This window comes from Bacteroides sp. B1-V-101 (genome assembly GCF_023656585.1).
Taxonomy (GTDB): domain Bacteria; phylum Bacteroidota; class Bacteroidia; order Bacteroidales; family Bacteroidaceae; genus Bacteroides; species Bacteroides thetaiotaomicron.
In genome coordinates, this window is record NZ_JAMOKH010000005.1 from 189,112 (window position 1) to 202,189 (window position 13,078).

Annotated in this window: 10 protein-coding genes and 1 riboswitch; of the genes, 5 read left to right on the plus strand and 5 right to left on the minus strand. The window is 41.1% G+C overall.

Annotation, left to right across the window (positions count from 1 at the left end):
• Positions 1–260 precede the first annotated feature (260 nt).
• Both NBH01_RS06425 and NBH01_RS06430 read left to right on the plus strand, forming a co-directional pair.
• Positions 261–2,204 carry a ligand-binding sensor domain-containing protein gene (locus NBH01_RS06425; protein WP_250700036.1) on the plus strand — a complete coding sequence of 648 codons (1,944 nt, stop codon included), beginning with the start codon at positions 261–263 and terminating at the stop codon, positions 2,202–2,204.
• A gap of 109 nt (positions 2,205–2,313) precedes the next feature.
• A complete protein-coding gene (locus NBH01_RS06430) occupies positions 2,314–4,365 on the plus strand; it encodes a hybrid sensor histidine kinase/response regulator transcription factor (protein ID WP_250700037.1) in 2,052 nt (683 codons plus the stop codon).
• 53 nt (positions 4,366–4,418) lie between these two features.
• Here the strand turns inward: NBH01_RS06430 and NBH01_RS06435 are convergent, their stop codons facing one another.
• A complete protein-coding gene (locus tag NBH01_RS06435) occupies positions 4,419–6,650 on the minus strand; it encodes a TonB-dependent receptor (protein WP_225710294.1) in 2,232 nt (743 codons plus the stop codon).
• Positions 6,651–6,747, minus strand: a riboswitch (TPP riboswitch).
• 134 nt (positions 6,748–6,881) lie between these two features.
• Between NBH01_RS06435 and NBH01_RS06440 the strand changes: the two genes are divergently transcribed.
• Positions 6,882–7,793: a mechanosensitive ion channel family protein gene (locus NBH01_RS06440; protein ID WP_008763771.1), complete on the plus strand. Its 912-nt coding sequence runs from the start codon at positions 6,882–6,884 to the stop codon at positions 7,791–7,793.
• Positions 7,794–7,892: 99 nt separating this feature from the next.
• On the opposite strand, the gene NBH01_RS06445 is transcribed toward NBH01_RS06440, so the two are convergent.
• Together NBH01_RS06445 and NBH01_RS06450 are read right to left on the minus strand one after the other, a co-directional pair.
• Entirely contained in the window at positions 7,893–8,132 is a 240-nt protein-coding gene (locus NBH01_RS06445) for a hypothetical protein (protein ID WP_008763772.1), read from the minus strand.
• 124 nt (positions 8,133–8,256) lie between these two features.
• Positions 8,257–9,543 carry an O-acetylhomoserine aminocarboxypropyltransferase/cysteine synthase family protein gene (locus NBH01_RS06450; protein WP_250700038.1) on the minus strand — a complete coding sequence of 429 codons (1,287 nt, stop codon included), beginning with the start codon at positions 9,541–9,543 and terminating at the stop codon, positions 8,257–8,259.
• Between the two features lie 178 nt (positions 9,544–9,721).
• On the opposite strand from NBH01_RS06450, the gene NBH01_RS06455 reads away from it, so the two are divergent.
• Entirely contained in the window at positions 9,722–10,192 is a 471-nt protein-coding gene (locus NBH01_RS06455) for an Lrp/AsnC family transcriptional regulator (protein WP_008763774.1), read from the plus strand.
• Between the two features lie 47 nt (positions 10,193–10,239).
• Here NBH01_RS06455 and NBH01_RS06460 read toward each other — a convergent pair whose 3' ends face one another.
• Entirely contained in the window at positions 10,240–11,109 is an 870-nt protein-coding gene (locus NBH01_RS06460; RefSeq protein WP_250700039.1) for an RsmD family RNA methyltransferase, read from the minus strand.
• A 277-nt stretch (positions 11,110–11,386) separates the two neighbouring features.
• Here NBH01_RS06460 and NBH01_RS06465 point away from each other — a divergent pair, with 277 nt between their 5' ends.
• Complete coding sequence (locus NBH01_RS06465) at positions 11,387–12,010, plus strand: CatB-related O-acetyltransferase (protein WP_008764064.1); 624 nt, start codon at positions 11,387–11,389, stop codon at positions 12,008–12,010.
• A 73-nt stretch (positions 12,011–12,083) separates the two neighbouring features.
• Here NBH01_RS06465 and NBH01_RS06470 read toward each other — a convergent pair whose 3' ends face one another.
• A complete protein-coding gene (locus NBH01_RS06470) occupies positions 12,084–12,827 on the minus strand; it encodes an acyltransferase (protein ID WP_008764063.1) in 744 nt (247 codons plus the stop codon).
• Positions 12,828–13,078: the final 251 nt, after the last annotated feature.

Below are 13,078 nucleotides of genomic sequence, written 5' to 3' on the forward strand. Positions count from 1 at the left end.
CTTTTGGCTTTTTCTCTCATGTGATTAATTGTTTTAAATATTACAGATTCAAAGGTGTAAATGGCTATATATAATTGTGAAGCACACTTTCCGTTCGGTTTTCAGGATACAAACTTAGGGGATTTCAAGGAATCAGGAGCATATGCTTTTATTCATCCATGTATATCTTTTCATTCAAAATTGCTTTTTTTATCATTTGCTTCGCCTTTCTGTTATAATATTGATTATTTTTGTGACACTTAAACTAATATGAATATATAATGAAGCGAACCGTTCGATATACCGTCCTTGTTTTGATTGCTATTATAAATTCTTTAGTTATTACTACTTCTCTCTATGCTGTTCTGCCTTATAATGAACTTCATCAGTTGAATATGAGTAATGGCTTGGTAGATAACATCATTACTTGTATCTATCAAGATCAAGATCGTTTTATGTGGTTTGGATCCAGTAATGGGCTGAGTCGATATGACGGGAAGCAGATTCGCAATTTTAGTGTAGACAATGCGAGGATGTATGTTTCCGATATAAAAGAGACTTCTGATGATAAATTGTGGGTAATAGCTAATGAGTATTTATATTGTTTTGATCGACGGAAAGAGAAATTTGTTCTTCCGTCTTTTCAGGATGGAAAAAAGGCCATTTCTGTAAGTGCTATGGAAATAACGGGGGATTCACTTTTTTGGATAGTAAAAGGCGGACAATTGCAATGCTTGAAACGACATTATAAATTAGTGAAAGGTGACTTACAAATAGAGATGACCGTCGAAGCAGGCTATCCGTTTTTTTTAGATGAGGGGGAATCTTTTTCGAATTTATGTGCTTCACAAGACGGGCATTTCTTGTATTTGGTTACCGATAAGGGAAATTTGTTGTTCTTTGATAAGATTGCAGGTAAAGTGGTCCGGAAGTTCAAATACTCTATTAATCCTAGTGCTAATGCTACTACTATCATGAGTGAAGGGGAATATATTTGGGTTTCTTCTATAGTGGGTGGAGTAACTCGTCTGCATATTCCCACGGGAAGATCTGATTATTATCAGTATAATGAGGATGCCAGGTTGTCTTCTTTATCACATTCAGATGCGTATGGGGTGGTTGCGTTGGATAATGATTCTTACATTGCAGTAACCTGGAATGGATATACTCTGTTAACTCCTGAAGAAAATGATCCTTCTAAGTTGTCGGCAACGCCTTATACGAATACCTCATTTTTGCAGTACCGGAATGTAGAGACAAGAATGATTTCTGTTTATTATGATAAAGAGGGAATACTATGGATCGGAACTAGAGGAGGAGGGATTGTCTATTTTGATTTTAGACAGCATTCTTATATGCAATATCACAGCAAAAAACATAATGAAATCTCTGCTCAGGTAGCTGACAAAGATGGTCGAATTTGGTTGGGCACTTACCATGAAGGAATTATGCGTAGTGACCAGCCTTATGCTAAATCGCGACCGCTGAACTTTTCTCCTGTGGGCAATCAAAAGGAAGTCCCGGTGTTTTGTGCAATCAAAGATTCATGTTCTAATTTATGGTTTGGAAATGCTTCCGGAAACTTGATTTGTTATGACTGGAGTTCCGATTCTTTCCATATATATCCGCTCAATCATTTAGGGAAAAAGGTAAACTCCTATATAGTGGCCTTAATGATTGACTCCCGTTATCGGTTTTGGGTATGCACTTCTGCCGGATTGTACTTATTTGATCATCAGACAGGTCATTTTGAATTATTCTCATTGCGTGAAGCCTTGAAAGAAGATGCAGAGCCATGGGTCACTGCTATTTGTGAAGATAAACAGCGGAATATCTGGATAGGGACAGCAAAAGGTATTGTACGATTATCACAGGTAAATGTTCGTCCATTCAAGATGGTTCATGGATATGAAGAAAAAGAAAATATAGGAGCTCGTGTAGTTAGTGCTTTACTGACTGGTACTGACGGAACTGTATATGTAGGTTATAAAAATGGATTTGGAATCATTCCTGTGGGCGAAGATAGGATAACGTCTTTTTATACAGTAAAAGATGGACTTTGTAATGATTGTATAGATTGTATAGTGGAAGATGAGAAGAAGCGTATTTGGTTGGGGAGTATATCCGGTATCTCAAGATATAGCCGACAACAACATGTCTTCTACAACTATTATATTTCTAGTAGCAATAAATCTGTGATGTTGTTTAAGAATACTTTATTTTGAACCGGAAATACTGACATCTGCCACCATTGCCAGCAAAACTCTTTTAACTGGATTGGAAGTCGATAATAAGCAAATCAATATAGGTGAGAAGATAAAAGGGCAAGTTGTTTTGGACTCAAATATTGCATCAATTGACCATTTGGAACTGGTCAATGCAAACCGTGATTTCTCTCTCCTTTTCAATAATCTGGCTTTTTCGAAGGATCTGCAAAAATATAGCTATCGGTTATATCCATATCAAAAAGATTGGATTGTTTCTGAAGCGGGTAAGGTCTCGTTTACCAACTTGTCTGCCGGTTATTATATTTTTGAAGTCAAAACATTGTTCCCTAATAATACGGAAGGAGACGTTACTGCATTGCCGATAACAATCCTTCCACATTGGAGCCAGACCGTTTGGTTTCGTTTGCTTTTGATTTTCTCGGTTTTATTTTTGGTTGGTTATATTTTCTATAGTTTGTTGCGGCGGCAACGTCGTTTCAAAAAAATGATTCAATTGAAACATGAACTGACGATTGCAAATTTGGAGAGAAACGCAGAACGGCATATACGGGAAGAACGTGAGAATTTTTTTATGAATGCTGCTCATGAGTTAAGAACTCCTCTTACTTTGATACTTGCTCCTATACATGATATAATGAAGTCCATTACCCCATCGGATAATTGGTTTGATTCATTTAGCAGATTGCACAAGAATTGTCTTTCTCTACAGACACTGGTTGATCGTCTGCTATATGTACAGAAGATAGAGGGAGGCATGATAAAACTTCATTTGTCAGAATCGGATATAAAGGAGATTGTTAGCCGGGTGGCTAATCCTTTTCTGCAAATGGCTATGGTCAAGAAGCGGGAATTTTTGGTCCAGGTGGATACAGTGCCTTTGTATTTATGGGTGGATGTGGCGAAAATAGAATCAGCTGTTCAAAATTTGTTATCAAATGCCTTTAAATACACTTCTCAGAATGGACGTATTGAACTGGCTGTGTCAGAGGCGGAAATTGACGGAAGACCTTATTGCCTTGTAACAGTGTCTGATAATGGAGTTGGGATACCTGATGATTTGCAACAGCACGTGTTTGATTCGTTTGTAACAGGGAAACGTATCCCGCAATATTCCACGTCAATAGGTCTTGGATTACATATTGTAAAGCATACGATGGGGTTGCATCATGGATTTGTAACGTTGACCAGTCGTGTTGGAGAAGGCAGCCGATTCGTTCTGCACATTCCGATGGGGCTTTCTCATTTTGCGCCGGGGGAATATGAAATGGTACCTGATCCGATGAAGGGGGATTTGTTGGAAGAGTGTCCGGCAGAAGAACGTCCGATGGAAGAAGTAGTAGAAGAAAAGAATGAGACTATGGAAGAGCCCGTTAACAGAGTGAAAAATAATAAGGAATTTTTATTGATTATAGAGGACCACGATGAGATGAGAGAATATTTATGCAGTCTATTTAAAGAAGATTATAATGTTATTGAGGCTGGAAATGGAGAAGAAGGGGTGGCTATGGCTGATAAATATATACCTAAATTAATCATATCTGATATAATGATGCCTGTTAAAGATGGGTTTGAATGTAGTCGGGAGATTCGTGAAAATAAGCGGACTTTTCATATACCGGTTATCTTTTTAACAGCTAAAGCAGAGGATGCTGACCGGTTGAAAAGTTTACAAATAGGGGTAGATGACTATATAATGAAACCTTTTAATCCGGAGTTATTGAAAGAGAAGGTGAAAGCGTTGATAGAACAACGTGATCTGTTAAGAAAACTTTATGCGAAAACTCTTATGCTGGATGAAGAGGTACTGGAATCTTCAGAAGATGTTCAGGATGTTTTTATGCCTAAAATGCTTCAGATTATAGAAGAAAATTTATCAAACCGGAATTTTACAATAAAAGTGCTGACGGACAAATTGAATATGAGCCAGCCGACCCTTTATCGCAAGGTTAAGCAGAAAACTGGTTTGTCGATTATAGAGGTGATTCATGGAGTACGGATGAGTAAAGCTGCCTCTATTATCATGAGCGGGCGATATAGCAGTCTGACAGAAGTGGCGGAAATGGTAGGGTATGATTCGATGATTTCCTTCCGTAAGCAGTTCGTTGCACAGTTTGGGGTGCTTCCTTCCAAATATATGGAAGAGAAAATGAGGAAATAAGAAGCCGCGTTCCATGTTGGCGGCTTCTGGCTTGTCTGTTTGAATAGTTATTGTTAAAAACGGAAAGAGACATGGGCCATAACATTTGTACCCGCTTGCGCAGCGTATCCGGCAGAGTCTATTCTGTGATTCACATCCTTGTCGTAAGAACTGGATGCCCAACCGTTGTTCTCGTATTCTTCGTTGAAGAGGTTGTAGACGGTCACACCCATAGTTACTTCTTTCACCACTTTTCGGGGTTTGAATGTATAGGCCAGATTTAGGTTGCTCACGAAATACTTATCCAGAGTCAATGCTTCCACTTCCGCATTTGTCATATATTGCTTGCCGACAAACTGGGATTGAAGGGCTGCTTCGAATCCTTGATAGGTAAAAGCAAAACGGTTGTTCAGCAGGAAATCCGGTGAAAAAGCGATGCGGGTACTCTTATGAGAAACGCTTACGACGTCCAGTAAGTTCCAGCCATCGTAAATGGGAATGTTTTCTACGAAATTCTTGATACGGTTTTTGCTCCATGTCGCATTGATATCCCATTGGAACCATTTACAGGGCTTGATACCTAGCATCAGTTCGATTCCCATCCGGTAGCTGTCCGGAACGTTTTCTGTCAGGGCTTCACCGATATCGTTCAAAGCTCCGGTGAGGACAAGCTGGTCGGTATAATCCATGTAGTAGAAGTTGGCGCCTGCTGTCAGCCAATGATTGGCGAATGTGTATCCGGCTTCGTAGTCGAGCAGCTTTTCAGCTTTCGGATAACTGTCGGGATCACCATCCGTATAATTATTTCTTGTCGGCTCTTTTTGAGCTACGGAGAAAGAAGCGTAGACACGGTGATTGGAGTTGATATTCCAGTTCAGTCCGACTTTCGGGTTGAAAAAGTCGAATTTCTTGTCTACGGCCAGCGGACGCAACGCACTTTTATTCCAGTCGTATTTGTCATTTGCTCCGTCGATGGTGTAGTCGATGTGCCGGTATTGCAGGTCGGCATAGGCACTTAGTCCTCCGGTAAGGTCGTAGCTTGCTTTCAGATAGATGTTACCGTCGGTTTTCTTCGATTGGTTGCGGTAGTATTCATGGTCGGGAGATAGTGCGCCGATGTAGTTCTTTACCCAAGTCACTTTCCCGAAGTTATTGCCCCGATATTGATTGATGCCTCCACCCAAAGATGCCGTTAGTCGGTGGTTGGTATAATTGAGGGAGAAAACACCCCCGCCAAACTTATTATCCATTTTCTTCTGGCGGACCAGATCGCTTTCCGAAATTTCTTTTCCGTCTGTTGTAAAAGGCTTCAGACCGTATTCTACGAAAGATCTGTCTTCTTTATATTCCTCATAGTAGCCGTCACCTTTGGTGTAGTGCAGAGCTACGTTCAGATTCCATGCGGTGGAGAAAGTATGGTTGAAAAGGAGTTGATAATTCTTTTGCAGATAGTTATCCGTCTGGTCGGCATAATAATGTTTTTCATTATCGTCTCCGGTATATTCGCCGCAAGGGTTATACCGTCTTCCGTGTTCTTCCATTTCTGCTTTAGTAGCATATCCCCAGGCATGATACGTCTTTTCTTTTCCTGCGAATGCGATCAGTTTGACAGACGTATTTTCGCTGAAATATCCCCCTTGCAGATAGTAAGAGTTGAGATTGACGGAGGCACGGTCAATATATCCGTCCGTACCGATGTTGGAAAGTCGGGCATCGAATGTCCAGTGATTGTTCAGCAGTCCGGTTCCCACTTTTACAGTTTCCTTGTGGGTGTTGAAAGAACCATAGGAACCGTTGAACTCGGCATACGGTTTCATGGACGCGCCTTCGGTCTGCATATTGACACTGGCTCCGAAGGCACCGGCGCCGTTGGTCGATGTTCCTGCGCCACGTTGCACTTGCATATCCTTTACGGAAGAAGAGAAGTCGGGCATATTTACCCAGAACAGGTTGTGGCTTTCGGCATCGTTCATCGGGATGCCGTTTACAGTGATATTGATACGCGTGCCGTCAGTGCCTCGTACACGAAGAGTCGTATAGCCGATGCCCGATCCCGCATCCGATGTGGTCAGCGTGGAAGGAGTCATGCTCAGCAGGTAGGGAATATCCTGCCCGAAGTTCACTTTTTTAAGTTCGGCTTTGCCTATATTGGTAAATGCTACGGGAGTTTTTGCTGTAGCACGTGTGGATACTACCTGCACTTCTTGCAGGTTGATTACTTTCAGACTATCCTTTGCACTCGTTTGTGCATGGACAGGGAAGCCTGCGCCCAATAAGGCGACGGCCATCATCATCATTTTTTTCATCTTGCTTATTAATTAGTTCTCTACGCCGGCATTACCCGGTTCAGATTCTATGGGTATGTTCTCAGCCCGTCATGTTAAGGCACCCCTACTTAGTGAATCGTTGGCAAAATTACTGCTTTTGCGGGAGGAAAGCAAAAAAAACTTTTAGATTTGCTAAAAACAATATAACTTTGTAGTTTGTTGAAATATGACAAGTCAGCTATTTATTCATTTTAATATAATTATCAAATTATGCTACTATTATTTCAAGCGACAGCAACACAGCTTGCGGATTCTACACAAATCGTCGCAGATAAATTAATGGAAGAAGCGATAGCCAATGCGGACGGATTGGATAAGCTTTCTCTGATCACCCAGCAATTGGTAGATTTCGGTATCCGTGCCGGAGAACGCATCCTGATTGCAACCCTTGTCTTCATTGTCGGACGCTTCCTCATCTCGATGCTCAACCGATTTGTCGGACGTCTGATGGACAGGAGAAAGGTGGATATAAGCATCAAGACTTTTGTGAAGAGTCTGGTAAATATTCTGCTGACCATTCTGTTGATTATCTCCGTAGTCGGTGCTCTGGGAGTCGAAACAACTTCTTTTGCAGCCCTGTTGGCTTCTGCCGGTGTGGCTGTCGGTATGGCGTTGTCCGGTAACTTGCAGAACTTTGCCGGCGGACTGATCGTATTGCTTTTCAAGCCTTATAAGGTAGGAGACTGGATTGAAAGTCAGGGAGTTTCCGGAACGGTCAAGGAAATACAGATATTTCACACCATTTTGACTACCGGAGATAATAAAGTGATTTATATACCGAACGGTGCAATGAGCAGCGGAGTGGTGACAAACTATAATACACAGACAACGCGCCGTGTAGAATGGATTGTTGGCGTGGATTATGGAGAAGATTATAATAAGGTACAGCAGATTGTCCGTGATATACTGACGGCCGACAAGCGTATTCTGACCGACCCCGCCCCGTTTATTGCCCTTCATGCGCTGGATGCCAGCAGTGTGAATGTGGTAGCCCGTGTGTGGGTGAATACGGCAGATTACTGGGGAGTTTATTTTGATATAAACAAGACTATTTATGAAACCTTTAATGAAAAAGGCATCAACTTCCCGTTCCCGCAACTTACCGTGCATCAGGGAAACTGATCACTATAAGATATATACTAAAACGAGAGAGTTTCACTTCGGTGAGGCTCTCTCGTTTTATATGAACAAATTGTCTGGTGTGATTGGAAAATTTCTTTTTTATTTGATGCCGAAGTCTTCTGCAAATTCATATCGGTCTTCTTTGATTCCCAGTACATGGTTGATTTTCCTTCTTTTTTCAAGGTCCTTAAAGTAGCTTTCTACGACCTGATAGAGATCAAAATTACTGGTTGATCCTGCGGCAAGATCGAGTGACTCCACCATTTTCTCTACTGCCTGGTGGATTTTCCCTGCGTCTATCAGATGCAGTTCGTTGCTGTGTATTAAATATTTCTCCATAACTGCAATGTTTTAATGTTATATTGTTATAACGTATCATAGTGATGGAAAGTTCAATCCCCGAATCTTCATTGCGTCTTGTTGTCAATCACATTTTAACAGACAAATAGGTTAGAATCTAATGTCAGATTTTGGCGAGTGCCTGTTCCAGATCGGCTATCAGGTCATTGATATGTTCCGTTCCGATGGATAGACGTACAGTGCCCGGATAAATCTCCTGTTCTGCAAGTTCCTGCGCATTAAGTTGCGAGTGTGTGGTACTTGCCGGATGGATGACTAGTGATTTCACGTCAGCTACATTGGCCAGCAACGAGAAAATCTCCAGACTGTCGATGAAGCGGTGTGCTTCTTCCTGTCCTCCTTTTACTTCAAACGTAAAGATGGAGCCTGCACCATTCGGGAAATAGCGTTGATAGAGTGCATGATCCGGATGATCGGAGAGTGACGGATGATTGACTTTCTTCACCTTCGGATGATTATTCAGGAAGTTCACCACTTTTAGCGCGTTTTCTACATGACGTTCTACACGCAAAGAAAGTGTTTCCAGCCCTTGCAGCAGGATGAAGGCATTGAACGGACTGATCGTTGCTCCCGTATCCCGTAGCAAAGTGGCACGAATGCGGGTGACGTAAGCAGCCGGACCGGCAGCGTCTACAAAGCGTACTCCGTGGTAACTCGGATCGGGCTCTGTCAACTGTGGGAATTTACCCGAAGCTACCCAGTCGAATTTACCGGAGTCAACGATTACTCCTCCCAAGGAACTGCCATGACCACCAATGAATTTGGTTGCGGAGTGCACTACAATGTCTGCTCCGTGTTCGATGGGGCGGATTAAGTAGGGAGTGCCGAACGTATTGTCTATAATCAAAGGTATTTTGTGACGGTGAGCAATTTCAGATACCGCTTCTATGTCTATAATATTGGAATTCGGGTTTCCGAGTGTTTCGATAAATACGGCTTTGGTGTTCTCCTGAATCGCTTTCTCAAAGTTGGAAAGGTCGCTCGGATCAACGAAAGTGGTGGTAACGCCATAATTGGGCATAGTATGTGCCAGTAAGTTATAGCTTCCTCCGTAAATTGTTTTGGCAGCTACGATGTGGTCGCCTGCACGAGTAATGTTTTCGAAAGCATAAGTAATAGCGGCGGCACCGGAGGCAACTGCCAGACCTGCTACACCTCCTTCGAGGACGGCTACACGTTCTTCAAAAACTCCTTGGGTGGAGTTGGTCAGGCGGCCGTAGATATTGCCCGGATCTTGCAAGCCGAAACGTGCGGCTGCATGAGCGGAATTGTGGAATACATAAGAAGTGGTCTGATAAATAGGTACTGCGCGTGCGTCTGTTGCCGGATCTGCTTGTTCCTGTCCTACATGAACCTGTAATGTCTCAAAGTGTAAATTCTTTCTTTCCATAATCGTATGCTTTTTAAGTTTGATATTCTCTCTTTATTTTCTTGCAAAGTTATGGGATGCAGATATATCGAACAATATATAGTAGAAATATAGAAAATAATGCTATTTTTGTATCGTTATACAGAATAAAGCAGCTGCTTTATTCTTAAAAATCACCTGTTAGAAGAATATTTTTCTTATGGATACTTTTGAGAAATTGGATAAAGTGGATTTGCAGATACTCCGTACTTTGCAAGAGAATGCGCGGTTGACGACCAAAGAGTTGGCTGCGCGGGTCAGTCTTTCATCGACTCCTGTTTTCGAGCGCCTTAAACGTTTGGAGAGTGGGGGATATATAAAGAAGTATATCGCTGTGCTGGATGCCGAAAAGCTGAATCAGGGTTTTGTGGTCTTTTGCAGTGTCAAGCTAAGGCGGCTGAACAGGGACATTGCGGCTGAGTTTACCCGAATCATACAGGACATTCCCGAAGTGACCGAATGTTATAATATATCGGGCAGTTACGATTACTTGCTGAAGATCCATGCTCCTAATATGAAATATTATCAGGAGTTTATTCTGAATGTATTGGGAACCATCGATAGCCTGGGTTCGCTGGAAAGTACGTTTGTGATGGCGGAAGTGAAGCACCGATATGGAATACATATTTAGTGGGAAGATTGATGTATTTCCTATTTTTGCGACTCTTTGTTTTCGGCTCAGGTTTCTGGTGGATTGCCGATAATGTCTCTGTATAAGCTGCCGTCATGGTCCTTGTATTTTGCGTATTGGTAGAGGCGGACCAGTATATCACTGTAATCAAGAATGGCTGTATTTGATTTCTGTGATAAATTGGTGCCCAAGATACCACTGCCTATGATACCGGGATTGTATAATACGGTGTCTTGTCTGATAGAGTTCATTATCAGTTCTGCACAAATATAGTCTTTAATCCTTGCCTCTTCTAGTCGGGTCGTGATGTATGAGTTCAGATGGCTTTTGTCATGTTGAGTCATAAAGCCGTACCATAATAAACACTTCATTCCTAACTGGGTAGCCTCTATTAATATATCCAGATAGGTTAGTCCCGATGTTCCTTTCTTATCTATCTCATAAGGATCGATATGAATGAAAGAATCTTTGGGGAGTGATGGCAGTAACTTCATGACTCCTTCGAGAGAATCGGTATTATATAGGTGGACGGATGTCTGTAGTTCCGCTTGCTTCGCATAGCGTTCCACATTATCCAAAGCACTCTTTTCTATATCGAAGAATAGAAATTTTTGTGCCTGTCTTCCTAATACCTCCATTGCTAAAGCCGGAGAACCTAAATAGTATCCTTTCTGCATTTCTGCACTTTCTATCTTATAGTAAATGGAGTCCTTTAGAACTTGATTGTCTTCCTCTGCCGTTTTTTCTAAGAAATAGTAAATGCCATATTGCTGTTCCGAAGTCTGCTGCATCGGGTAGATGGCACAGGCAGAATTTGTTTCTACATAGACTTGTGGATGCTCGTTCCGAAGAACTTCGCAAAGTATCAGATGTTTCAGTACATCCGGTTGTTTGCCGAAATGAGTATAAGTTGCCATGATGCTAAAGGTTTATAGTGACGATATAAATGGTATACAGCAAATATACGGGATAATTTTTAGATCCTTGCATCTGATTTTCAAAATTATCCTGTACATTTGTTATGTGATATGAACCTTATTTTTTTAACGCAATGAAATGGCAACGTTGTAAATAGCTTCGCTCTATATGGATGATGGACAATGGTGAAATCTGTTGTTCGAGTCTTATGTGGCTAAACAGGTCACCCGATATTTTATTATTTTATTTAAGAAATCTTATAAAGAAGCAATTACAATGAATACAAATATTTATCCGCGTACCAATGACCTTCAGACTGTCTATCTGAATGCTGTTATCAATAATCCTCATATAAAGGTTGGTGACTACACCATATACAATGATTTTGTAAATGATCCTGTTCAGTTTGAGAAGAACAATGTTTTATATCATTATCCTGTCAATGGAGACCGGCTGATCATAGGGAAATTCTGTTCGATAGCCTGTGGAGCTAAGTTTCTTTTCAACAGCGCGAATCATACGTTGAATTCTTTGTCGAATTATCCGTTTCCTATATTTTTTGAGGAGTGGCAGTTGGATAAGGGAAATATCACTTCGGCATGGGATAATAAAGGGGATATAGTGATTGGAAACGATGTATGGATTGGTTATGAGGCTGTTGTCATGGCGGGCGTACATATCGGCGACGGAGCGATTATTGCGTCGAGGGCAGTAGTCACCAAAGATGTACCTCCTTATACGATAGTAGGCGGGACCCCTGCGAAGAAAATCCGGATGCGTTTTGACGAAGATACGATTGCGCAATTGCAGGAATTGAAATGGTGGGACTGGAGTACTGATGAGATAGCTCATTATTTGCCTCATATCATGAATGGGGATATGGAGGAACTTATGAAATAAAAAGTATCATAGTGACATAGAATGGAAGCTCCAATAAAATCTATGTTTCATAGATCCTATTGGAGCTTCCTTTTTATAATCTTTCTTTTAGATACTTATTGATACATCTCCGGTCCCAATTTATCCCTCGCTTGACAATTTTGGCCGGTATACCTGCAATGATTACATTCGGCTCATTAAATTCTTTTGTTACGATGCTTCCCCAACCAACGATACTGTTGTCCGCTATCTTCACATTCTTGCCAATCTTGCTATCTTTCCCTATCCATACATGCTTGCCGATTTCTATGCACTTGGCAAAATTGATCGGTTCACCCTTTAAATCTGTTATTGTATGTGCATCAGTACACCATATATCAATTCCCCAGCTTAACTGACTGTCATCTCCAATACTAACATATGAGTCATCTTCCTGCAAATACAATGTAACCCCATTGATTACAACACGGTTTCCGATATCTATCCGGCAATTGTTGGCTGTTCTTGAAACACCGGCACCCAGTCCCGGCAGCTGTCCGATGATTAGTTTCAATCCTGTCATACCTAATATGGTAGAATATCGTAGGATGATTGTTCCCATATTTACGATATTATTATCTCCTTTTACGATTAGCAGAAATCCGTTGCTAAGCAGCAATTCTTCCGCACTTTCTTCAGTGTCGAAATACATTGAGATACGATTGTTGTTTCCTGTGATTGTGATGTTGGCCTGATTAATAATCTTATTGAATTTGTCATTCTGAGAAGAAGTGCAATCAATTCTGTTATGTGGGAATATTAATGTAAATTCGTTGTTCTGTCCGGTAATATTTTCCATTTCATTCTAAGTTTTATAGTTTATATTCGTACCTTTTTGATACGACTTTCCACAAAGATACGAAAAGGAATAGTCAAAGATTCATTAGATGGTTCTTTTTCTTTGTTTGTATTCTTATGGAGATTTCCATATCTTTTCTGTGCTGCTTTGATTTACTCCGTTGCCCGATATTCGTTCGTTCCTGCACCGTTATGAACTAGTTCCGAGTTTACGTAGATTTACTTTTTATGTTTAATGGATGTAAGATTAAT

Bases quoted from the DNA above. Each gene is read 5' to 3' on its own strand.
- NBH01_RS06425 (WP_250700036.1), top strand. From the start codon at position 261: ATGAAGCGAACCGTTCGATATACCGTCCTTGTTTTGATTGCTATTATA.
- NBH01_RS06435 (WP_225710294.1), bottom strand. From the start codon at position 6,650: ATGAAAAAAATGATGATGATGGCCGTCGCCTTATTGGGCGCAGGCTTC.
- NBH01_RS06440 (WP_008763771.1), top strand. From the start codon at position 6,882: ATGCTACTATTATTTCAAGCGACAGCAACACAGCTTGCGGATTCTACA.
- NBH01_RS06445 (WP_008763772.1), bottom strand. From the start codon at position 8,132: ATGGAGAAATATTTAATACACAGCAACGAACTGCATCTGATAGACGCA.
- NBH01_RS06450 (WP_250700038.1), bottom strand. From the start codon at position 9,543: ATGGAAAGAAAGAATTTACACTTTGAGACATTACAGGTTCATGTAGGA.
- NBH01_RS06455 (WP_008763774.1), top strand. From the start codon at position 9,722: ATGGATACTTTTGAGAAATTGGATAAAGTGGATTTGCAGATACTCCGT.
- NBH01_RS06460 (WP_250700039.1), bottom strand. From the start codon at position 11,109: ATGGCAACTTATACTCATTTCGGCAAACAACCGGATGTACTGAAACAT.
- NBH01_RS06465 (WP_008764064.1), top strand. From the start codon at position 11,387: ATGAATACAAATATTTATCCGCGTACCAATGACCTTCAGACTGTCTAT.
- NBH01_RS06470 (WP_008764063.1), bottom strand. From the start codon at position 12,827: ATGGAAAATATTACCGGACAGAACAACGAATTTACATTAATATTCCCA.